This window comes from Christiangramia portivictoriae DSM 23547 (assembly GCF_000423045.1).
Classification (GTDB): domain Bacteria; phylum Bacteroidota; class Bacteroidia; order Flavobacteriales; family Flavobacteriaceae; genus Christiangramia; species Christiangramia portivictoriae.
Genome location: NZ_AUHF01000008.1, coordinates 252,009 through 273,803, shown reverse-complemented (window position 1 = coordinate 273,803; position 21,795 = coordinate 252,009). Strand labels below are relative to the sequence as shown.

Sequence of the window (21,795 nt, the reverse complement as noted above, 5' to 3'; positions counted from 1 at the left end):
TAATCCGTAAAGCTTGATGCGCGATGGCTCTGAGGCCGCAAAACCTCAGAGCCGCCAAATGCTTATTTTATAAGAGTAGTACAGGTACTTGTAACTTTTTTGTTTCTTTAATCATGTCAACGATATTAGTTCTAAGCAATTAGAACAGTTTTAAGCTCGAGGCTTATAACTTACCTTTTAAGGTGGCTATAGCAACGGGGCTCACCTCTTCCCATCCCGAACAGAGTAGTTAAGCCCGTTAGCGCAGATGGTACTGCTGTATTGTGGGAGAGTATGTCGCCGCCTTCTTCTTAGAAACCCTTCATCAAACCGATGAAGGGTTTTTTTATGCAATAATGTGAAGCAAACCATGATTGTAAAGTCATGATTCCCTTCCATCAAGTACTACGATTCTTATTTCATAGCTTTGAAACATTCTCCCATCTGAATCCGTTTAAGTGATAATAGTTATCACTATAATAATTGAGAAGGTTTTCAATCTGAATTCTTTTCTCAACTATTACCTTAGCCGTGATTTCAGTCTGTTTATAGCGCGGCTCTACTCGTCACGAGTATTCTCTATCGGCCATGATTAAACTCATTGGCAAGTATGTAGAAGGGGGTATATGCTGGTAAGAACAAGTTACGATGATGAATCGATAAATATTATAGTTGTTCCAGGAATTACAATAAGATTTCAGCCAAGTTGGATACCTAACTGTAGTTCTATACTCTTGTAGAATTCATGATCCTGAGGAATTGATATAATGTATTACCTAAATTATATTTCAATCTAAATCCCAAACTACTCTAAATGGTGAATATTTCAGGCTTCGTTGCCCATAGCGAATTTCTGCTTAGTGTGTTTTTTAACTAAAATAGTCTTAGACTCCTCAAAGCATCTTGATAATTGAACCTAGCGTTTTCCGAAGAAGGAATTTACCATCGTCATAATACCCTTAAACATTAAAAAGATCGCTGCAAAGGTCGCGATAATGCCAAAGACCAGCACTGGAATATACCAGGGGTGGTCCTGATTATGAAAAGCATTATATAACACCGAAGGTCCTATCATGACCAGTGGTAAAGAACCGGCTAAATACTTTATTCCCTTAGATAAGGTTTTTCTGTCTGTATTTTTCATTATTCAACTGTATAAGTCCTCGAATCTACTTCAGAAAGCCTGAAATATCCCAATGGAAAGTTGTCCAAATTGGTTTCATTGATAATGTTTCCTTTTACCACCGCGGGCATAGTTTCAAAAGGACCTCCCTGGTTCGTTCCTATCTGTGATCTTAATATAAACAGATAATCATAATACTCTCTGCTAATACCTTGCATCTGTATTCCTACCACATCTCCCTGTTCGATATCTTCATTCGAAAAATATCCGAAGATCTGGTTCCCATTCGTGAACTCATCTTCATACAGCTCTAGGAATACATTCTCGTCTGTAAACTTAAAGAGGTAGTAGTTCTCTTCTTCTGCAGGATCGGTATAAAAAGCTTTGAGTTCAATCTCATCGCCGGCAAAACCTCCTCCATTCAATTGTTCGATGTAATCTATGCCAGCAACCGACTCAAAACTTTCCGTAGCAGAATACACCTGGTTGTCATGAACAAGTTCCAATTCGTATTCCAGGTCAAGTACAGGTTGGAATTCCTCGTTAGTATAAATGCCGTCCTGTTCATGTATAAAAACATAACTATCCCCATCTTCAGAAGTAATAATTATAGAAGCATTTGTGACTGGCTGAATTTCTTCTTCATAGAAAGGACTTGTTGTACTTAATCTGATTTCCTGACGATTGCCGTTAGTTCCTTTGATCCAGAGGATAGACGCTTCCACCACCAACCGAGGCTCCGAATTCTCCAAATCGATATCAACGACTTCCTCACACGAGATAAATCCCAGAACAATAAAAATGATCAAAAATGACTTACAAATTCTCATTTCTAAAATTTAAAATTATAGGTTACCGACGGTATGATACCAAAGAGCGTGAGTCTTACTGCTTCGTTTCTTCCTGTATCCATATTTTCACGAAATGAAATAGAATATGCGTTCTGTCGATTGTACGCATTGTAAATTCCGAAGTTCCATGAGCTTTGCAGTTTTCGACCCCTGTTTTTCTTAGGATAGTAGGTCGCAGAAAGGTCCAAGCGATGATATGACGGAAGTCTATCTTCATTTCGCACTCCATATACCGGAATATTAACGCCCTCATATTCATACTGAGCAGTGGGAAAGGTTGTAGCCAGTCCGGTCTGGTAAATGAAATTGGCATTCAGATCCCAGTTCTCGTTTAGATCATAACTAGCCGTGATTGTTAGGTCGTGCGGCTTATCAAAGTTAGTTTTATACCAGTTACCATTGTTAATTCCCGATTCCTGTGAATTTCTACCCGGTGTTCTCTGCTCAGATCTGGATAGGGTATAAGCCAGCCATCCGGTAAATCGACCTTCGTTCTTTCGCAGTAATAACTCCAGACCATAAGCTCGCGCTTCACCATTAAGAACTACTCGCTCTATTGCATTGTTGGCAATAAGATTCGCTCCATCAATATAGTCTATGCGATTACGAATGTCTTTGTAAAAACTTTCAACTTCCAGGCTGTAGTCTCCATTCTCAAAATTTCTGAAATATCCAATAGCATATTGGTCTAGTAGCTGTGGTTTTATATAAGGACCACTCGGCGTCCATACATCCAGTGGAGTAGGGCTGCTGGTATTGGAAATTAAATGTAAATATTGGGCCATACGGTTGTAAGAAACTTTGAGAGATTGATCTTCAGCAAAGTTATAGGCTATGGCCAGTCTTGGTTCAAGGTTGGTAAAACTTTCCAGTGATTTACCACGGGAAACATTTCTACTCTCCAAAATATCGGCTTCACTGTACACACCGTTTCTGGGATTGTACGCAACTGGTTCATCATTTACGTATGTATTAAAATCGTCCTGGCCCAGCCTGAAAAAGTTACTCAGCCGAGCTCCATATTCTGCGGAAAGTTTCTCTGAAAATTTATGTTCAGCAGAAATATAGAGGGCATTTTCAAGAGCATACCTGTCATTCAGCTTGAAATAATTTATTCCCGAAGATTCATCAATAGGTGCTATTTCACCGGGATTGAACTTATAATAGGTGTTGTGTATACCATATTTCAAGGCGAAATCTTCTGAAATGTAATGGTTGAAGTCATATTTGAGATTAAGATTTCTTATGCCACTGTCCCAGTTAAATCCAACAAAATTCAGGTTGAGTCCGTAATAATAATCGCTGTATATGGCAGAAAGATTCGTGAAAATGTTATCTGAAAAAACATGGTTCCATCTCAGGTTCAATACGGCGTTCCCGTAAGTATTTTCAAAATTCTGACTAATATTGAATACATCCCTGCCAAAATATCCGCTCAAAAGCAGCTTGTTGCTTTCATCGAGCTCATAACTCAGTTTAGTATTCAGGTCATAGAAATAAGCTGAATTATCATTATCGGTCAATTTTAGAAATAGATGAGCGTAGGAACTTCTAGCACCCACCAGAAAACTTCCTTTATCTTTAACTATAGGACCTTCGGCCAGAAGCCTACTGGAAATTGCACCTATTCCTCCCTGCATTTTGAATTCGCGGCTATTTCCATCTCGTTGATATATATCCAAAACCGAAGAAACCCGGCCACCATATTCCGCAGGAATACCGCCTTTGTATAATTTTAAATCCTTGATAGCATCAGGATTGAACACAGAAAAAAGTCCGAAAAGATGTGAGGAATTATAAATTGTTGCCTCGTCCAGTAATATAAGATTTTGATCTACTGCGCCTCCACGAACGTTGAAACCAGATGAGCCCTCGCCCGCATTGGAAACTCCTGGTAATAGCAAAAGGCTTCTTACCACATCAACCTCTCCAAACACAACAGGAATCTTTTTAATGGTTCCAATGGAGAGTCGGTTGACACTCATCTCCGGCTTTTTGATGTTCAGGGCTTCAATGTCGCTTGTAATGACTACCTCGTCCAGGCTTTCAGATGCTTCTGAAAGTTGGAAGTTTTGTTGCATGTTTTCTGAAATGTTCACCTCTTCCTCAGCATTCGCGTAACCAATGTAAGTAAGAATGACCCTGTGCTTTCCAGGTGGTAGTTTGATGGAATAATAGCCATAATCATTCGTCACCACGCCGGTTGACAGGTCTGGAAAGATAAGATTAACCCCAATAAGGGTCTCATTACTGCTGTTATCGATAACCCTGCCGCTAAGAGTGTATTCCTGTGCATTGGTCATGACTGGCAGAATGACCAGGAGTAGAAAACTTAAAAGTCGCAATTTCAATTTTTCAATAAAAATAGACTATACCATGGAAATCAAAAAATTATACTTCACTGAACTTTAACGCCTTTTTCTCCCGGTTTGAAAATTGAAATAAGAGCGCAAAACTAATGGCGAAACATACCAGGAGAATAATGGCCAGAGGTACTGTGCTGCTTGTATGAAACTGACTGATGGCGAAAGATGTAAGTGCGCCAAGAATCATTTTTAGACTGCCTATAAGTGCTGAAGCTCTGCCGGCCTTGGCCTCAAAGGGTTCTAAAGATAATGCTGTGGTATTTGGATTTTGGAACCCCAGTAAGAATAGCATTAAAAAAAGCAAAATGGCTGTGATCATCAATCCAAATCCTGCAAGCGTATTCAATAGAAATAACGCAGAGAGTACTAAAAGGATCACACTATTAAATATTGTAATCTGGAAAGGAGTATATTTTTTGAGGAATAGTCGGTTGATCTGGCTTCCAAGGATAAGACCTGCCGCATTGATACCAAACAGGATTCCAAATTCCTTTTGTGTAAGATCAAAATTTTCCATGAATAATTTAGGCGCTCCTGAAATATATGCGAACATGGCTCCAATGGCAAAACTTCCAGCCATCGAAAAACTCCAGAATTTATGGTGGGTAAGGATCTGAAAATAATTAATCGCCACCTGTTTGGGTCTAAGATTCACTTTTTTATCGGGTGTCTTACTCTCCGGAAGCAGTTTAGTAACGCTCAGGATCATCAAAGCACTAAAGACAGCCAGGAACAGGAAGATCATTTCCCAACCCATCGCGTCTATGATGAAACTACCTACAGTAGGTGCGATAATTGGCGCTCCACCCATGATCAACATAAGTACAGAGATCGCACCGGCCACTTCATTCACCGGGAAAACATCCCGAACTATGGCTTTGGCCGCCACCATTCCACCAGCTGCTCCCAGGGCCAGAAAGAAACGGGATACAATGAGCCAGGTTAAATTTGGGGAGTACATACAGCTCAAAGCCGCAAGAAAATAAATAGCCAGGCCAATAAGCAATGGTCTTTTTCTGCCAAATTTGTCCATAATAGGACCATAGGCCAACTGCCCCAGGGAGATCCCAATAAAATAACTGGTAAGAGTTAACCCAATCTGGCTGATCGTAGTATCAAAATCCTCAGCTATACTTTCGAAACCAGGAAGATAAGCATCGATAGAAAAAGGTCCTAGCGCGATAAGAGTACCTAAAACGAGGAGGATGATATACTCCTGCTTTTTGTTTCGCTCTTCTGAAATTTTCTGCATTATGCAAATTTCAGTAAAGTGGCTAGCCTTTTCTAATTTCCGGGAAGCTTTAACGAAAGATTAAATGGATTGCTGTAGTAGATCAAAGCTTTTTACATTCTTGACTGACTATCTGATCAAAATGTCGAAATTTGTCATTGTTATATACAGATCCTGAACTTATAAAATATTATTGTATGTCTTTTAAAAAACTCAAGCCTGTCCTTAAATCTACTTTAGAGGAAATGGGTTTTGAATCTGCCAACGCTTTTCAGAAAAAGGCATTACCCAAAATAAAAAGTGGTGCAGATCTTTATTTGATCGCACCAAGGAACAGCGGTAAAACCACGGCGCTTATTATTAGTGTCATTCAGCAACTAAATGCGGAAGCCTTTGAAGATTCACCCAGAGCTTTGATTTTTGTAAAAGACAAGGAGGCTGCTTTGGCTCTGGAAGAAAAGTTCAGAGATTTTACTTCTGAGACAGATCTTAGAGTTTATTCAGCATACGATGAACAGAATATTGATGATCAAAAAGATGCGATCTATTACGGAGTAGATATTGTGATCGCCACTCCTCAGAGATTAAGCAAATTGTTTTCCATGACAGGGATACACCTTGGGCAACTTAAAATGTTTGTTATTGAAGATGCTGAATTTATTTCACGCGGTGGTCATTTAAACCATATTCTTAGAATTCCTTTGAGCATATCGAAATGCCAGTACCTGGTTTTTGGAGAAAGCATGGAGCCCAAAATGGAGCGTTTGCAGGAACAATTTATGGATCGGGCTCAGATTATCAAAATGAAATAAAAAAGCCCCGTCTATGACGAGGCTTAAAAATTAAGATCTGGTTTCTTATACTTCAGTCGCCAGGATCTCATTTAGTTTATCACTTGGACGCATTGCTTTCTTGGTCATTTCCTCATTTGGTTCATAATAACCTCCAATATCTACAGGCTGTCCCTGTGCATCGATAAGGTCTTTGAGGATTTGATCTTTATGCTCTTTCATCATACCTGCAACTTTTCCGAAGTAAACATTCAGGTCTTTATTGCTGGTTTGCGTAGAGAGTGCTTCTGCCCAGTATAAAGCAAGGTAAAAGTGACTTCCACGGTTATCAAGCTCATTCACCTTACGAGACGGAGATCTACCCTCATTAAGGAATCTCTCTGTCGCATCATCCAGTGCTTCAGCAAGAGTTAAGGCTTTCGAGTTATTGTATTTTTCACCAAGATGCTCCAGAGAAACCGCAAGCGCTAGAAACTCTCCAAGAGAATCCCAGCGCAGGTGACCTTCTTTTACAAATTGCTGAACGTGTTTTGGAGCAGATCCACCGGCACCGGTTTCAAAAAGTCCGCCACCATTCATTAAAGGCACTATAGAAAGCATTTTCGCACTGGTTCCAAGTTCCAGAATAGGGAAGAGGTCGGTTAAATAATCTCGAAGTACATTTCCAGTAACCGATATTGTGTCCTTTCCAGCTTTAACTCTCTCAAGTGTATATTTAGTAGCTTCAGTAGGCGCCATGATTTTGATCTCTAAACCATCAGTGTCGTGGTTTGGAAGATATGTATTTACTTTCTTGATAAGTTCAGCATCATGCGCTCTGTTTTCATCTAACCAGAAAACTGCTGGCATTCCGGTTGCTCTAGCTCTTGAAATGGCAAGTTTGATCCAGTCCTGAACCGGAGCGTCCTTAACCTGGCACATTCTCCAGATATCACCTTCTTCAACATCATGCTCAAGAATAGTTTCTCCCGCAGCATTGATAACTTTTACGCTACCCTTACCTGAAATCTCGAAAGTTTTGTCGTGAGATCCATACTCTTCGGCTTTCTGAGCCATTAAACCAACATTGGGAACGGTTCCCATGGTCGTAGGATCAAAAGCACCATGTTCCTTGCAGAAATCTATAGTAGCCTGGTACAGTCCGGCATATGAACTATCTGGTATCACTGCTTTGGTGTCCTGAGTTTTACCTTCCTTATTCCACATCTGGCCGCTTGTTCTTATCATGGCTGGCATGGATGCATCAATGATCACATCACTAGGAACGTGAAGATTGGTAATCCCTTCATCTGAATTTACCATGGCGATATCCGGACCATCTTTTAGATCTTTAGCGATTGCTGCGTTGATCTCTTCCTGCTTTTCTTTAGGAAGGTTTTCAACAGCCTGAAGAACATCTCCCAATCCACTGGTAACATCTGCACCAGCTTTCTCAAGTTCAGCTCCATACTTGTCGAATACATCCTCAAAGAAAACTTTGACCGCATGACCAAAAATAATAGGGTCAGACACTTTCATCATGGTAGCTTTCATGTGAAGCGAAAAAAGCACACCTTTTTCCTTCGCGTCTTTCACCTGCTCACGAAGAAACTCCAGCAGAGCTTTTTTACTCATTTTGGTAGCATCGATCACTTCACCATTCAAGACTTTTAATCCCTCTTTCAGAGTTTTTTGCGTTCCATCTTCAGATGTAAATTCGATTTTAAGCGTATCATCCTTGGATAAGGTAACAGAGCGTTCATTGGATCTAAAATCACCTTCACTCATAGTTGCCACGTGAGTTTTAGAGTCTGAACTCCATTCGCCCATGCGGTGCGGATTCTTCTTAGCAAAATTTTTAACGGCTTTGGGAGCACGTCTGTCGGAATTTCCTTCTCTTAGTACTGGATTTACCGCACTACCTTTTACTTTATCATATCTGGCTTTGATATCCTTTTCTTCAGTACTATTTGCCTCATCCGGGTAGTCTGGAATAGCAAAACCTTTGGATTGCAGTTCTGAAATGGCATTTTTCAATTGAGGAACTGAGGCACTGATATTAGGAAGCTTGATAATATTAGCCTCCGGCTTTTTTGCCAGTTCCCCAAGTTCTGCAAGATCATCAGCTACCTTTTGATCTTCCTTCAGAAAATCTGGAAATTGAGATAATATTCTTCCAGCTAGGGAGATGTCACGAGTTTCGAGACTTACGCCTGCTGCTTTGGTAAACGCTTCAACGATTGGCAGGAAAGAGTAAGTTGCCAACATTGGAGCTTCATCGGTTTTGGTATAAATAATTTTTTCTTTCTGAGACATTTATTTTGTTTTTGATTGCAATAAGTTCAAAGAAAACCCTGGAACATTCCAGGGCATCGTCATACGCGCAATATACAGATTTTCGCTCTTTTTTCCTAGAAGTCAATAGTTGATGAGCTGTTAAGGAATCTTAATTTGGAGCACAAAAAAAGCCATTTCATCTTATAATTAAAATGAAATGGCTTCAGAAACTACAATTGATCCATTTTTAAACCAAGCTAAAACTCAATCGAATCAACATTGTTTCAGGAAAATCATAACTTCCAGAAGAAGGTATGACCGAAGTTGAAATCTTTCAAACTGGTTTTGGTGAACAAAACATTCATGTTATATAGAAAATTTCAAATTCTGGAAGTACATTATTACCTACTTCCTGCAAGATTTAAAAATCCTTTTGTCATTTCAAATCTCTTTCCTAAAGTTAACTAATTTAAATCTATTCTGAAAAGACTTTAACTTTTTGATTGTAAAAGTATTATCCATAAAAAAAGCCCCGGAAGAACCGGGGCTTTTTTGTAAGTAGAATCAATTATTCTGTTACTGCGCGTAGAGCATTAACTCTTCCCTGTCCCAGGAATACACTTTTTCCATTACCATCAACCTTGTCAGCAGAATTTTCAAGTTGTCGCTGAACTTCTTTTGGTGACATTTTTCCATTCTTCGCAATAATCAAAGCAGCAACGCCAGAAACGTGCGGAGCAGCCATACTGGTACCAGAGCTAAAATAAAAACCATTGTTATTACCAGCACTTAGAATTCCATCAAGACCATAGCTAGGTCCATCAAAATCCCCACCTGGAGCAGCAACGTCAACTAAAGATCTACCATGAGTGGTATAGCTGGAAGGAATATCAAAGTTTTGATTTGGAAGACCTGGATAATACGCTTGAGGTGCAGTAGCACTAACAGTTACCACGTTGTTTAGACCGCCAGGTAATTTGATGTATGAACTAAGACCATCATAATTCTGCCCGTCGTTACCCGCTGAAGCAATTACAGTAGTTCCTCTAGAAACTGCATAGTTCACAGCTCTTTGTTGTGCAGCAATAATGTCACGAATATATACTGCAGGTATATGATAATCATTTCCATCTGCATCAGTTAGCCATCCATTTTTTCTGAAAGTAGCACCCAGACTCATATTTACAACATCTGCTCCCATATCTCCAGCGTATTTAAGCCCGGCATTGATCGAACTAAATGGTCCGCTACCAGTTCTTTCGCTTAAAACTTTTACAGCTACCAGTTCAGCTTCCGGAGCGACACCAATGATACCATAATCAGTATCTGCAGCTGCAATAGTTCCAGCAACATGCGTTCCATGGTTAAATCCTATATCGTCACTCACAACATAACTTTCATTAGCAATAAAAGAAATTGAAAGGTCAGTATTTACGTTGGGAGCGAGATCAAAATGATCTGGATCAATTCCTGAATCCAGCACATAAACGCTTGCGCCTTTTCCAGTAAAACCAAGATCCCATGCGGCTGGTGCGCTAACAGCGTCTATTCCCCACATGTATCCTACTTCATAAAAGTATTCACCCTTTGCTAAACTAGCTTCAGTAGCATTTGCAGTTGGAATCCATTTAATTTCATAATCTGGGATTACTGTAAGATTTTGTTCTCTTGCTTTTGTCAAAAGAGAAGCATCTTTAGTATTGATAACCGTCATCCCAATTTCAGGAAGCGTTCTAACAATACTAATGTTCTCGGCATTCTTCAGAAAATTTAGTGCAGCTTTTTTGGAGGCTTCATCTTCTTTACTAATGACCAGGTAATTTGTGAAAGAAGGTTCAGCAAGTTCAGCAGAAACAACTTCAGCTTCTTCAAATCCATCTTGATCCTTGTCACAAGAAACGAGGGTGGCACCGGCAAATAACATCAAGCCCATTAACTTCCATACACTGGTAATTGTTCTTTTCATAATTACGTTTTGTTTTAATTTTTTTGGAAAGTAGGTGTAAAACTGCAGTTAATAAAACGTTAATTGTTAAATTAGCAGCCGAATTCTAAAAGAGTTAATAATACCACGTAATGAGCTCTTAACTGCTAGTTATCCGATAGCAAATTAACATTCCTGATTAGGATTAAATGTGAGATATTAAACAAAAAAAAGCCCCGGAAGAACCGGGGCTTTCAAATATCTGCAAAAGAAAGAATTATCTTCTGATAGCTTCTTTGATACGAGCTTTCTTACCAGTAAGTTCTCTAAAGTAGAAAATTCTAGCTCTTCTAACTTTACCTTTCTTGTTGATCTCGATTTTCTGAATCGCCGGAAGGTTGATTGGGAAAATTCTTTCCACACCAACAGTTCCACTCATCTTTCTAATTGTGAACGTTTGAGATGATCCTGTTCCTCTCAACTGGATAACAACACCTCTAAAGAACTGTGTTCTTGTTTTCTGACCCTCTGTAATTTCGTAATAAACAGTGATTGTATCTCCTGCTGAAAATTCAGGTAGATCTTTTTTTGTTACGAATTCGTCCTGAACAAATTTTACTAACGATTCCATTTCTTATTGTTTAAAGTAACTTCAAAAACAACATGCACGTTTCTCGCCAGAGGTTATTTTAGAATGAGTGCAAAATTAATTAAATAATATTATTCTACAAGCCTGAATTTGAAAAAATTAATCTTCCTTCAAAAGATCAGGTCGCAGTGCTTTTGTGCGTTTATAAGCCTGGTCTTCACGCCATGCTTCTATCTTCGGAAAATTTCCGCTGGTAAGGATCTCGGGAACTTTCCAGCCCTTGTACTCTGCAGGCCTGGTATAAACCGGAGGAGCGAGCAGGTCATCCTGAAAAGAATCTGTCAATGCAGAAGTTTCATTACCCAGCACACCTGGAATCAATCGTATGATCGAATCACATAAAACCGCCGCACCTAATTCTCCACCAGACAATACGTAATCGCCAATACTTAGTTCCTTCGTGATAAAATGATCTCTTACCCGTTGATCAACTCCTTTATAGTGGCCGCATAAAATGATAAGATTTTCATGAAGCGATAAACTGTTTGCCGTTTTCTGCTCCAATCTTTCACCGTCTGGAGTCATATAGATCACTTCTTGGTAATCACGCTCAGATTTGAGTTTTGAAATGCATTTGTCAATTGGTTCGATCATCATCACCATTCCTGCACCACCGCCAAATTGATAATCATCAATTTGCTTATAATTATCACTAACATAATCTCTCAAATTATGAATATGGATTTCTACGAGACCTTTCTTAATTGCTCGCTCCAGTATAGAAGCCTCGAATGGACTTTTTAAAATATCTGGTACGACGGTGATGATATCAATACGCATTTCTGAAAATCGGAATGTTTTTTAGGTGTTCGGGTTATTGGACTTATTTCTTTCGTCCTGCAGCATTCTACCAAGGCGCTGTTCCTTTTCCAGGGCTTTACTTCTGTAAGTGTCGAATTCCTTTTCAGTTTCATCTAGCTTCTGCTGAGCATCTTTGGTGGCCGCGTGTGAACTTTTATATCTAAAGAATATGATAAGAAGAATTACTACCAATGCTCCCACGATTCCCCACATCATAGCTTTGTAGCCACCTTTTGAAAATGGCATTCCTAAAAACATTAAAGCATCCTTCTCTTCAGTAACTCTTTGCAATTCCTGTTGTGTAGAATCCAAATCTGCTTTTAACTGCTGGATTTCATCGTTTTGTTGATCTACCGTATTCTTTTGAACAACGATCTCTTCTTTTAGTTCGGTAATATAACTTCTGGTGGTATTTCTAAGTTCTATAAGTTTATCATAATCCACTACCTTATAACCCTGGTAATTATTGGATTCCTTGATCAGGCTGGTAAACTCATCCTGAATTGGGGTGTCTGTTTGAAGGCTGTCTGTCTGGGCATTCATCTGAAATACACTAGCAATAACAAAAGCAGCTACAATGTAAATTTTGTTACTCATCTTTTTGGTAATTGAAATTGTTTGGGTTAATACACTTCAACGGGCGAAAAATAGAGTTAGTATATTTCAGATTTTCGGACAGAAATTCGCCTATTTGTGCTTTTAAATTCTTTTGAGTCAGTTTATTATTTGATTTAAACCGCCGCAAAAATAAAAAAACCCTGCCAATGGCAGGGTCAAATTGTTTAAAAATTTGAAGAATCTAGTAATAGGTGAATCTTCTAACTTTAGCAATATACTTAGCCAGCCTGATAACCTGGTGGCTGTAGCCATATTCGTTATCATACCATATATATAAGATCACATTTTTTCCATCTGCAGAGACAATAGTAGCGTTGCTATCATAGATAGCTGGCGCAGAAGAACCAATAATATCTGAAGATACCAGCTCATTATCTACAGAATACTGTATCTGCTCAACAAGTTCGCCTTCCAGAGCGTATTTTTTCAGAATAGAATTAACTTCCTCGAGGCTGGTTTGCTTCTCAACCTCAAGATTCAGGATCGCAAGTGAACCATTCGGCACAGGTACTCTAATCGCATTTGAAGTCAGTTTTCCTTCAAAAACAGGCAATGCTTTAGAAACTGCTTTTCCTGCTCCAGTTTCAGTAATCACCATATTTAGCCCCGCAGCTCTTCCACGACGATATTTGCTATGCATGTTATCCACGAGATTCTGGTCATTCGTATATGCATGAATGGTTTCAAGGTGACCATGAACTACTCCAAAAGAATCCTGAACTGCTTTTAGAACAGGGGTGATGGCATTGGTGGTACAGGATGCAGCGGAGAAAATATCAACCTGATCTGGATCATGTTCCTTCTGGTTTACACCATGTACAATATTTGGAATTCCTTTTCCTGGAGCAGTTAGAAGAACTTTGGCAGCTCCTTTAGAACTTAAATGTCTGGCAAGAGCTTCCTTATCTCTAAAAGCACCAGTATTGTCGATCACCAGAGCATGGTCAATTCCGTACCTGGTATAATCGATATCTTCAGGTTGGTTTGCTGAAATCATATGAACGGTAGTTCCGTTAATGATCAATGCTGAATTTTCAACGTCCACATTTACAGTTCCACTAAAGGGTCCATGAACAGAGTCACTCTTCAATAACGAAGCACGTTTCTCCAAAACACTTTGATCCACTTTACCTCTGGTCACGATCGCCCGAAGTCTGAGCTGATTTCCTTTTCCGGTTCTGGTCATTAATTCACGAGCTACCAGTCTACCAATTCTTCCGAAGCCATAAAGCACGACATCTTTAGGAGTTAAGATCTCATTTAATTTCGCATCACTCAGCTTACTATTCACAAAGGCCATCGCATTATTGTGAGTTTGACCATCAAGATGATATTCGTAAGTAAGTTTTCCAATATCCAGTTTTGCAGGTGGCAAGTTCAAACCCTGGATAGCCTTCGCAATTTCTACTGAATCGAATATAGATATAGGTTTGCCTACAAATTCCCCTGCATATTCATGAAGGTCCAGAATATCGCTTACATTTTTGTTGATTAGCTGATTTCTGAATAAAACGAGTTCGATCGATTTGTCATACCAAAGGTCGCTAACGATGTTGATGAATTCAACCGTAGCTTTGCGACGATCTGCCTGGAATGAAAGTTCTTTTTCGTAAACTTTATTAAAGTCCATTTTGTGTTGTGATGTTATATTTTCCGGCAAAAGTATATATTTCAAACGTTTTCGTAAAGGTTTTTGATATAAAAAAAGCCCTTCAATTTTGAAGTGCTTTTTTATTAGATTCTAATATGAGTTATCTCCAGATCATACGCTGTTTTTCGCCTTTACTATTGTGATATGTCACCACGATAGGATTGGACTTTATCCTGTTTTCCATGATCTGTTCCACATCTCCAATGGAATTTACCTTCTTATTATTGATTTCAGAAATGATTCCGCCAATCAATTCTGAAGATGGTAAATCGTTTGTTAGCATTCTGCTAATTCGAACGCCATTGGGTGCATTGTATTTTTTCAGCTCTTCTTTGGTTGTATTTGCAACTTCAAATCCTAGCGTTGGAATGGAAAATGTTTCAAGCTTGGTAAGCTCGATATCCACAGTCCTGGTTTCACCGTCTCTTAATAATTGTACCTTGACGATATCTCCAGGTCTCTTGGAATTGATGTAACCGGTAAGATCTGAAAATTTGGCAATCGTGATATTGTCTATCTTCCTGATCACGTCGAACTCCTGGATTCCAGATTTTTCTGCACCGCTACCAGGTGTCACTGCGCCAACAATCACGCCTTGAGAAATATTCAGGTTGCGATCATTGGAGATCTGTTCATTAATAGTTCCTCCTCGAATACCAAGAATCCCTTTTTGAACATCTCCATACTCCATAATATCTTCTACTATTTTTCTGGCATTGTTAGAGGGGACGGCAAACGCATACCCTATGTAACTGCCGCTGGGAGAGGTGATCGCAGTATTGATTCCAATTAATTCACCATTAATATTTACAAGGGCTCCACCGCTGTTTCCAGGATTGATGGCCGCATCTGTTTGTATAAAGGACTGTGGTGAGCTGTCATAAACGTTAAGATCTCTCGCTTTTGCACTAACAATTCCGGCAGTGACGGTCGATTTTAAATTAAATGGATTTCCAACTGCCAGTACCCATTCACCAATTTCAGCATTATCAGAATTCCCGAAAGGAATGTAATCCAGCTCTTCTTCCGGTTCAACTTTAATGAGGGCTATGTCAAAGGTTGGATCGCTACCAATGACTTCAGCCGTATATGTCTTGTTATTATTTAAGGTGACTTCTATTTCGCTGGCTCCTTTGATAACATGGTTGTTGGTCACAATATAGCCATCAGGAGTTATAATCACCCCTGATCCAGCACCCTGTAGGGCGCGACCACCTTCAGTGCCGTAAGGATTGTATTCCCAAATACTTCTTGGGCCTCCCTTAAAAACGGCCACATTTTTTACGTGTACCACGGCATGTATGGTCTTTTCCGCAGCATCTGTAAAATCTACATTCGTACCGTAGTTAGGTGTGTTGCTGACCGGAAGAAAATTTTCTGCTACAGTAGTATCCTCTACGTGTGTTGTAGAAACTTGATCTTCCACAAATAACTTATAACTTCCCAGGGTCATTGCGCCACCAAGGGCAGAGGCCAGAATTAAATTTGCTGTTTTTCTCATTTTCGGATGTTATTTGATGATTTAACCTATAATTTTTCCAACTTAGTATTCAAGTTGCGACTTTTAACGACCATTTAACAGGCTATGGTTTCTGTTCAAAATCGTATATTCGCGCCTCTTGAAAACGAAGAAATGAATCTAGAATTCTATAAATATCAGGGCACTGGAAACGATTTTGTCATGATCGATAACCGCGATCATAAAGTATCCAAAAATAATACCAAATTGATCCAACGTTTGTGTGACAGACGGTTTGGAATTGGAGGTGACGGACTCATCCTTCTTGAAAAACCCGATATCGCTGATGATGACTTTAAAATGGTGTATTTTAATGCAGATGGAAATCCCAGTAGTATGTGTGGGAACGGTGGACGTTGTTTAGTCGCCTTCGCAAATTTCCTGGGAATCGTTCAGCAAACCGCTCGCTTTACAGCAATCGATGGCCCGCATGAAGCTACCATCAACAATGACATAGTAAGTTTAAAAATGCAGAATGTCACTAATATCAAACTGCAGGAAGAATTTAGTTATCTGGATACTGGTTCACCTCATCATGTGTTGTTTGTAAATAATATAGCTTCTGAAGATGTAAAGACAAATGGCGCAGAAATTCGCTATTCTGAAATGTACAAAGGCAACAACGGAACCAACGTAAATTTTGTTCAGCAAATGGACGATGAGCTACTGAAGGTTCGAACCTATGAACGCGGTGTTGAGGATGAAACCTTCTCCTGTGGAACTGGTGTAACCGCAGTGGCAATTGCAGCGTATGAGACGGGCAGGATCAAAAGCAGGGAGGTTCAGATTGAGACCCCGGGAGGTTCTTTAAAGGTGAGCTTTGTGAAAACAGCTAGAGGATTTGAAAATATTTGGTTAATCGGGCCGGCGGTTCAGGTTTTTAAAGGTAATATCGTATGTTAACGCTACAAGGGAAAAAAATATTTCTGAGAGCATTGGAGCCTGAAGATCTGGATTTTGTTCATGAGATCGAGAACAACGAAGCATTCTGGGAAGTAAGCGCGACTCAAACTCCGTATTCAAAGTTTTTAATTCGACAGTATATAGAGAATGCTCATCGTGATATTTACGACATCAAACAGTTACGGCTGGTAATTAGTACCAAACGTGGAAGAGCAGTAGGGCTAATTGATGTTTTTGATCTTGATATTCAGCATCAGCGAGCGGCAATCGGCATTTTAATCGCAGATCCAAAAGATCGTAAGAAAGGTTATGGAAGAGAAAGTCTTGCCCTGCTATGTGACTTTTGTTTTACGCATCTGGGACTACACCAGGTATATGCCAATGTGACTGAAGGAAATGAGGACAGTAAAAAAGTTTTCGAGAAGAATGGTTTTCGAAAAGTAGGCTTGAAAAAGGAATGGAGCCTGCACAATGGGGAATATAAAGATGAATTACTCTACCAATTGATCAACGATGTACATTAAAAAGATAATTCTTGCGGTTGCAATTCTGGGTTTGATTGGCGCAGGTATTTTTAGTTACTATATATACAATAGTATCTTCACTTCAAATATTGAACTGGATAACTCAGAGAGAGTAGTATACATCCCGACGGGAGCCACTTTCCAGTCGGTTCTGGATACATTGAAACCTTACCTGAAAGACGAACAATCCTTTAAGCTTGTCGCAGAGAAAAAAGGCTACGCTTCCAAAGTTAGACCGGGAAGATATACTATTGAAAAGGGGATGAATAATAATGACCTTGTAAACAGGTTAAGAGTAGGTAATAATCCGGTACGAGTAATTTTCAACAACCAGGAGCGTCTGGAGGACCTGGCAGGACGCATATCGCAACAAATCGAAGCAGATAGCATCGAGTTGCTGAAGGCTTTTAATGATAAAGAATTTCTTGCTGAAAATGACTTCGATGAGAATACTGCCCTAGGAATGTATATTCCAAACCAGTATGAGTTTTACTGGAATACTTCTGCGGAAGAATTTCAGCAGCGTATGAAAAAAGAATATGACCGCTTCTGGACCACTGAAAAACTTGCAAAGGCTGAAGAGATTGGCCTGACACCATCTGAAGTAATCACCATTGCATCCATCGTTCAGAAAGAGACAGCTAAAGTCGATGAACGACCCAGAGTAGCCGGGGTATATATGAACAGGTTTAAGAATGGCTGGAAACTAGATGCAGATCCCACCGTCATTTATGCGATCAAAAGAAAAACTCAGAATTTCGATACGATTATTAAACGGGTACTCTACAAAGACCTGGAAATAGATTCACCATACAATACTTACAGGTACTCCACATTGCCACCGGGCCCCATCTGGATGCCCGACATTTCGTCGATCAATGCCGTCTTAAACTATGAAGATCATGAATACTTCTACTTTGTGGCAAATGTAGAGAACTTTGGATACCATAAATTCGCTAAAAATCTTGCTCAGCATAACCGAAATAAGCAGGAATACGTTCGCTGGATCAACCGGCAGGGAATAAAAAGATAATGACCATATTTTGTGAATTTTGTAACTTATTAAATGACAGGAAGTTATACTAAGGTTAATGTTGTAGATAGTTTATAATATCTTTAACATGCTGTAAGTCAGTTTTTTAAAAAATGTCGTACATTTGCGCCGCGAATATGAGGAGGGTGTAACTCAGAAATCTGAACCGCCATTAACTTCTCAAAAACACATGTAATGAGAAAGAAAATTGCAAAATTTTCAATCTTGCCTCTTGCAGCAGGCTCTATTTTTTTTAGTTTTTCAACGAAAAAAGCTGCAAATCTTGATTTAGAAGATTACTCAACTTACAATCTGGAACTTGATTACACTGTTCCAGACGTACGCGATGAAATCGAACCTGAATTTCAACTTTCAACCACTTCACCTTTTCTTGGTAAATCATACGTTGGTTTTAAAGAGGCGCTGGCATTCAAAGAGTCCCGGGGAAATTACAAATCTATTAATGAATTCGGATATTTGGGTAAGTACCAGTTTGGAAAAGGTACCTTGGAATTGGTTGGAGTTTACGATACCGTAGGTTTTCTCAATTCACCAGCCTTGCAGGAAGCCGCTTTTTATGCGAATGCGTCCAGGAACAAATGGATACTTCAGCGTGATATCAAACGATTTGTGGGTAAGAATATAAATGGGGTTATCGTAACTGAATCTGGTATTCTTGCTGCTGCACATTTAGCGGGACCTGGAAGTGTAAAGAAATATTTACGCAGTTGGGGAGCACAGGCCTTCAGTGATGCCTTTGGAACTACAATTAAGACTTATATGAAGCGTTTTGGCGGGTACGATACTTCTTTTATAAACACTACTAAAAACGCCAGAGTGAATTTTGATGCTCTGGACGAATCTTAGACTATAGATCCTTTTGAATTATAAAAATAGCCGGTCTCTTATGGAGGTCGGCTTTTATATTTTTCCAATCGGCCGCAGTTGCTGTTTTAATAAATTCGGTACTTAAGGTAAGATCACAGGCGACACAAATCCTTGTAGTTGGCTGCAATATTTGGATAAGATCTTCGAGAAACTTGTTGTTTCTGTACGGAGTTTCGATAAATATCTGAGCCTGGTTCCTTTCAGCTGAAATTCTTTCCAAATTTTTAAGCTCATTTTTCCTTTCTTTTTTATCTATAGGAAGATAGCCATGAAAAGTAAAGCTCTGGCCATTCATTCCGCTCGCCATCATCGCTAATAGGATGGAGCTTGGACCAACCATAGGAACCACCTGTATGTTGGCTTCATGGGCCAGTCTTACAATCTCGGCACCTGGATCTGCCACACCGGGGCATCCGGCTTCACTCATTAGTCCCATATCCTTGCCAGACTTTGCGGCGTCCAGAAATGTTGGTATTTGAGAAGCTTCAGTGAACTTATTCAATGCGGAAAGCCTAAGTGCAGGTTGCGATTTTTCGGGAAGTAATTCTTTTATAAATCGTCTTGCTGTCTTTTCATTTTCTACGATAAAGTCATCAATGTTCGAGATGACTTCAGCATTGATTCCGGGAAAGACCTTTTGTGCATCTGAATTGCCAAGGCCTACAGGGATGAGATACAATCTACCTGTTGTTGGAGTCTTGGAACTCATAATTCTCCAGATTCAATTTTTCTTTTCAATTCATCTGTCGCCTCATTCAGCATCATATATACATTTTCAAAACCCTGGTCACCACCATGGTATGGGTCTGGAACATCTACATTTTCTGAAGGAAATATTTCCTCAAGGATCAAGTGAACCTTCTGGCGTTGCTCATCGGTTTCTGCCATAGCGATCACATCCCTGAAATTAGAATTATCCATCACATAAATGTGATCGAAATCCTGAAAATCTTTTTTGCTGAATTGCCGTCCTCTTTGCTGAGAAATATCAAGACCATTTTTACTCGCTATCGCGATGGATCTTCGGTCTGGTTCCGAATCTACGTGCCAGTCACCGGTTCCTGCGGAGTCTACGAAGACCTTCTCAGGATCAACTTTGGATTTAAGAATACCCTCGGCCAGCGGCGATCTACAGATATTTCCTAGACACACCATTAATACCCTGGTTTTCATAAAATTTGAAATTTATAGAGTCAGCTTTTTGTTGAGGTCCTCAACGAATTTTTTGAATTGTTTGTCTGTCGCAGCAAGGTTATCCACGGTTTTGCAGGCATGCAATACGGTAGCATGATCCCTGCTTCCAATTTGAGATCCAATACTTGCCAGGGAAGCTTTGGTAAACTTCTTCGCGAAGAACATCGCGAGCTGTCTGGCCTGTACGATATGACGTTTTCTGGTTTTGGATTGTAAGGTATCCACATCCATTTGAAAGTAGTCGCTTACAACCTTCTGAATATAGTCTATGGAAACCTCTCGCTTGGTATTCTTCACATAGTTATCCACAATCTTTTTAGCGAGTTCCAGAGTAATATCTTTCTTGTTAAAAGAGGAGTGTGCGATTAAGGAAATGATAGCGCCTTCCAGCTCCCTGATATTGGTTTTTATGTTATTTGCCAGGAATTCTACGATATCTTCAGGCATCTCCACACCATCTCGATATAGTTTGTTTTTGATGATAGAAACCCGAGTCTCAAAATCCGGGTTCTGAAGTTCAGCAGATAATCCCCATTTAAATCTTGACAAGAGGCGCTGTTCAATATCCTGCATGTCTACAGGCGCCTTATCACTGGTTAAAATAACCTGTTTTCCATTCTGGTGCAGGTGATTGAAAATATGAAAGAAAACATCCTGTGTACCCGCTTTTCCCGATAATAACTGAATATCATCAACTACCAGGACATCAATGATCTGGTAAAAATGAATAAAGTCATTACGATTATTCTTTTTAACCGACTCGATGTACTGTTGAGTGAATTTTTCCGCAGAAATATATAAAACCGTCTTTTCAGGATATTTATCCTTTATCTCGACACCTATGGCATGAGCCAGATGTGTTTTTCCAAGTCCCACCCCGCCAAAAATCAATAGCGGATTAAAGGAAGTTCCTCCTGGTTTGTTTGCCACAGCGAGTCCGGCGGAACGCGCAAGTCTGTTCGATTCGCCTTCCAGGAAATTATCAAAGTTATAATTAGGATTCAACTGTGACTCGATCTTCACATTACGAATTCCAGGAATTATAAAAGGATTTTTAAGTTCCGGGCTTTTATTCTTTACAGGGACATCAACTTCCTGAGAAGCCATTTGCGATCTCTGGGTACTTGGGATCTTCTCTGTAAAGGGAAGTTTGTTACCGTAAGTGTTCTCCATTTTGATCACATAGACCAACTTAGCTTTATCTCCCAATTCACGGGTAAGGGATACCTTTAATAACTTCACATAATGTTCTTCCAGCCATTCATAGAAAAATTTGGATGGCACCTGGATGCTCAGGGCACAATCTGTTAGTTTCACTGCTTGGATAGGTTCAAACCAGGTTTTGTAAGCTTGAGGGGTAATGTTATCCTGAATAAAAGACAGACAGTTATTCCAAACCGATTGCGCAGTTTTTGACATTATTAGTTAGACGTTATTTTTGGTTACTAGAAAGTTCTAAAGTGGCTTTTGAAGGATACAGATCTCCAACTTGAG

At 39.6% G+C, this 21,795-nt stretch carries 19 protein-coding genes and 1 rRNA gene; 6 read left to right on the top strand and 14 right to left on the bottom strand.

The window, feature by feature from the left end; genetic code table 11:
* The first annotated feature begins 178 nt into the window (after positions 1 to 178).
* A 5S ribosomal RNA gene (gene rrf, locus G529_RS0107875) occupies positions 179 to 288 on the top strand.
* Positions 289 to 895: 607 nt separating this feature from the next.
* Here the strand turns inward: rrf and G529_RS0107870 are convergent.
* The 4 genes from G529_RS0107870 to G529_RS0107855 all read right to left on the bottom strand — a co-directional run bounded on the left by G529_RS0107870 (position 896) and on the right by G529_RS0107855 (position 5,571).
* Entirely contained in the window at positions 896 to 1,123 is a 228-nt protein-coding gene (locus G529_RS0107870; protein WP_026915016.1) for a DUF6095 family protein, read from the bottom strand.
* Positions 1,123 to 1,932: a DUF4249 domain-containing protein gene (locus G529_RS0107865; protein WP_026915015.1), complete on the bottom strand. Its 810-nt coding sequence runs from the start codon at positions 1,930 to 1,932 to the stop codon at positions 1,123 to 1,125. Before G529_RS0107865 ends, G529_RS0107870 begins: the two co-directional genes overlap by 1 nt.
* A 2-nt stretch (positions 1,933 to 1,934) precedes the next feature.
* Positions 1,935 to 4,256, bottom strand: a complete 2,322-nt coding sequence (locus G529_RS0107860) for a TonB-dependent receptor (protein ID WP_051201390.1) — start codon at positions 4,254 to 4,256, stop codon at positions 1,935 to 1,937.
* An 88-nt stretch (positions 4,257 to 4,344) separates the two neighbouring features.
* Positions 4,345 to 5,571 carry a multidrug effflux MFS transporter gene (locus tag G529_RS0107855; protein WP_026915013.1) on the bottom strand — a complete coding sequence of 409 codons (1,227 nt, stop codon included), beginning with the start codon at positions 5,569 to 5,571 and terminating at the stop codon, positions 4,345 to 4,347.
* A 176-nt stretch (positions 5,572 to 5,747) separates the two neighbouring features.
* On the opposite strand from G529_RS0107855, the gene G529_RS0107850 reads away from it, so the two are divergent.
* Positions 5,748 to 6,362 (top strand): DEAD/DEAH box helicase, encoded by a 615-nt coding sequence (locus tag G529_RS0107850; protein WP_026915012.1) that lies wholly within the window; start codon positions 5,748 to 5,750, stop codon positions 6,360 to 6,362.
* A gap of 45 nt (positions 6,363 to 6,407) precedes the next feature.
* On the opposite strand, the gene G529_RS0107845 is transcribed toward G529_RS0107850, so the two are convergent.
* The 7 genes from G529_RS0107845 to G529_RS0107815 all read right to left on the bottom strand — a co-directional run bounded on the left by G529_RS0107845 (position 6,408) and on the right by G529_RS0107815 (position 15,741).
* Positions 6,408 to 8,636 carry an NADP-dependent isocitrate dehydrogenase gene (locus G529_RS0107845; protein WP_026915011.1) on the bottom strand — a complete coding sequence of 743 codons (2,229 nt, stop codon included), beginning with the start codon at positions 8,634 to 8,636 and terminating at the stop codon, positions 6,408 to 6,410.
* A gap of 529 nt (positions 8,637 to 9,165) precedes the next feature.
* Positions 9,166 to 10,563, bottom strand: a complete 1,398-nt coding sequence (locus G529_RS0107840) for a S8 family peptidase (RefSeq protein ID WP_026915010.1) — start codon at positions 10,561 to 10,563, stop codon at positions 9,166 to 9,168.
* Positions 10,564 to 10,798: 235 nt separating this feature from the next.
* Positions 10,799 to 11,152 carry a 50S ribosomal protein L19 gene (gene rplS / locus G529_RS0107835; RefSeq protein ID WP_026915009.1) on the bottom strand — a complete coding sequence of 118 codons (354 nt, stop codon included), beginning with the start codon at positions 11,150 to 11,152 and terminating at the stop codon, positions 10,799 to 10,801.
* Between the two features lie 117 nt (positions 11,153 to 11,269).
* A complete protein-coding gene (gene trmD, locus G529_RS0107830) occupies positions 11,270 to 11,950 on the bottom strand; it encodes a tRNA (guanosine(37)-N1)-methyltransferase TrmD (protein WP_026915008.1) in 681 nt (226 codons plus the stop codon).
* A 21-nt stretch (positions 11,951 to 11,971) separates the two neighbouring features.
* A complete protein-coding gene (locus G529_RS0107825; protein WP_035695787.1) occupies positions 11,972 to 12,568 on the bottom strand; it encodes a hypothetical protein in 597 nt (198 codons plus the stop codon).
* A gap of 202 nt (positions 12,569 to 12,770) precedes the next feature.
* On the bottom strand, positions 12,771 to 14,219 hold the full coding sequence (locus tag G529_RS0107820) for a glyceraldehyde-3-phosphate dehydrogenase (protein ID WP_026915006.1): 1,449 nt from the start codon (positions 14,217 to 14,219) through the stop codon (positions 12,771 to 12,773).
* 121 nt (positions 14,220 to 14,340) lie between these two features.
* A complete protein-coding gene (locus tag G529_RS0107815) occupies positions 14,341 to 15,741 on the bottom strand; it encodes a trypsin-like peptidase domain-containing protein (protein WP_026915005.1) in 1,401 nt (466 codons plus the stop codon).
* A 132-nt stretch (positions 15,742 to 15,873) separates the two neighbouring features.
* On the opposite strand from G529_RS0107815, the gene dapF reads away from it, so the two are divergent.
* From dapF to G529_RS0107795, 4 genes are all read left to right on the top strand, one after another.
* Positions 15,874 to 16,662 carry a diaminopimelate epimerase gene (gene dapF, locus G529_RS0107810; protein WP_026915004.1) on the top strand — a complete coding sequence of 263 codons (789 nt, stop codon included), beginning with the start codon at positions 15,874 to 15,876 and terminating at the stop codon, positions 16,660 to 16,662.
* The gene (locus G529_RS0107805; protein ID WP_026915003.1) at positions 16,656 to 17,186 is read left to right on the top strand and encodes a GNAT family N-acetyltransferase; all 531 of its coding nucleotides are present in this window, start codon (positions 16,656 to 16,658) and stop codon (positions 17,184 to 17,186) included. Before dapF ends, G529_RS0107805 begins: the two co-directional genes overlap by 7 nt.
* Positions 17,176 to 18,219 (top strand): endolytic transglycosylase MltG, encoded by a 1,044-nt coding sequence (gene mltG, locus G529_RS0107800; RefSeq protein WP_026915002.1) that lies wholly within the window; start codon positions 17,176 to 17,178, stop codon positions 18,217 to 18,219. Before G529_RS0107805 ends, mltG begins: the two co-directional genes overlap by 11 nt.
* Before the next feature lie 195 nt (positions 18,220 to 18,414).
* On the top strand, positions 18,415 to 19,086 hold the full coding sequence (locus G529_RS0107795) for a hypothetical protein (RefSeq protein ID WP_026915001.1): 672 nt from the start codon (positions 18,415 to 18,417) through the stop codon (positions 19,084 to 19,086).
* A gap of 1 nt (position 19,087) precedes the next feature.
* Here G529_RS0107795 and G529_RS0107790 read toward each other — a convergent pair whose 3' ends face one another.
* The 3 genes from G529_RS0107790 to dnaA are packed head-to-tail and all read right to left on the bottom strand — an operon-like array spanning position 19,088 to position 21,720.
* The gene (locus G529_RS0107790) at positions 19,088 to 19,816 is read right to left on the bottom strand and encodes an SAM-dependent methyltransferase (RefSeq protein ID WP_026915000.1); all 729 of its coding nucleotides are present in this window, start codon (positions 19,814 to 19,816) and stop codon (positions 19,088 to 19,090) included.
* Complete coding sequence (locus G529_RS0107785) at positions 19,813 to 20,280, bottom strand: low molecular weight protein-tyrosine-phosphatase (protein WP_026914999.1); 468 nt, start codon at positions 20,278 to 20,280, stop codon at positions 19,813 to 19,815. The genes G529_RS0107790 and G529_RS0107785 overlap by 4 nt, the downstream gene beginning before the upstream one ends.
* A gap of 12 nt (positions 20,281 to 20,292) precedes the next feature.
* Positions 20,293 to 21,720, bottom strand: a complete 1,428-nt coding sequence (dnaA, locus tag G529_RS0107780) for a chromosomal replication initiator protein DnaA (RefSeq protein ID WP_026914998.1) — start codon at positions 21,718 to 21,720, stop codon at positions 20,293 to 20,295.
* Positions 21,721 to 21,795 lie beyond the last annotated feature (75 nt).

Bases quoted from the DNA above. Each gene is read 5' to 3' on its own strand.
- G529_RS0107870 (WP_026915016.1), bottom strand. From the start codon at position 1,123: ATGAAAAATACAGACAGAAAAACCTTATCTAAGGGAATAAAGTATTTA.
- G529_RS0107865 (WP_026915015.1), bottom strand. From the start codon at position 1,932: ATGAGAATTTGTAAGTCATTTTTGATCATTTTTATTGTTCTGGGATTT.
- G529_RS0107860 (WP_051201390.1), bottom strand. From the start codon at position 4,256: ATGACCAATGCACAGGAATACACTCTTAGCGGCAGGGTTATCGATAAC.
- G529_RS0107855 (WP_026915013.1), bottom strand. From the start codon at position 5,571: ATGCAGAAAATTTCAGAAGAGCGAAACAAAAAGCAGGAGTATATCATC.
- G529_RS0107850 (WP_026915012.1), top strand. From the start codon at position 5,748: ATGTCTTTTAAAAAACTCAAGCCTGTCCTTAAATCTACTTTAGAGGAA.
- G529_RS0107845 (WP_026915011.1), bottom strand. From the start codon at position 8,636: ATGTCTCAGAAAGAAAAAATTATTTATACCAAAACCGATGAAGCTCCA.
- G529_RS0107840 (WP_026915010.1), bottom strand. From the start codon at position 10,563: ATGAAAAGAACAATTACCAGTGTATGGAAGTTAATGGGCTTGATGTTA.
- rplS (WP_026915009.1), bottom strand. From the start codon at position 11,152: ATGGAATCGTTAGTAAAATTTGTTCAGGACGAATTCGTAACAAAAAAA.
- trmD (WP_026915008.1), bottom strand. From the start codon at position 11,950: ATGCGTATTGATATCATCACCGTCGTACCAGATATTTTAAAAAGTCCA.
- G529_RS0107825 (WP_035695787.1), bottom strand. From the start codon at position 12,568: ATGAGTAACAAAATTTACATTGTAGCTGCTTTTGTTATTGCTAGTGTA.
- G529_RS0107820 (WP_026915006.1), bottom strand. From the start codon at position 14,219: ATGGACTTTAATAAAGTTTACGAAAAAGAACTTTCATTCCAGGCAGAT.
- G529_RS0107815 (WP_026915005.1), bottom strand. From the start codon at position 15,741: ATGAGAAAAACAGCAAATTTAATTCTGGCCTCTGCCCTTGGTGGCGCA.
- dapF (WP_026915004.1), top strand. From the start codon at position 15,874: ATGAATCTAGAATTCTATAAATATCAGGGCACTGGAAACGATTTTGTC.
- G529_RS0107805 (WP_026915003.1), top strand. From the start codon at position 16,656: ATGTTAACGCTACAAGGGAAAAAAATATTTCTGAGAGCATTGGAGCCT.
- mltG (WP_026915002.1), top strand. From the start codon at position 17,176: ATGTACATTAAAAAGATAATTCTTGCGGTTGCAATTCTGGGTTTGATT.
- G529_RS0107795 (WP_026915001.1), top strand. From the start codon at position 18,415: ATGAGAAAGAAAATTGCAAAATTTTCAATCTTGCCTCTTGCAGCAGGC.
- G529_RS0107790 (WP_026915000.1), bottom strand. From the start codon at position 19,816: ATGAGTTCCAAGACTCCAACAACAGGTAGATTGTATCTCATCCCTGTA.
- G529_RS0107785 (WP_026914999.1), bottom strand. From the start codon at position 20,280: ATGAAAACCAGGGTATTAATGGTGTGTCTAGGAAATATCTGTAGATCG.
- dnaA (WP_026914998.1), bottom strand. From the start codon at position 21,720: ATGTCAAAAACTGCGCAATCGGTTTGGAATAACTGTCTGTCTTTTATT.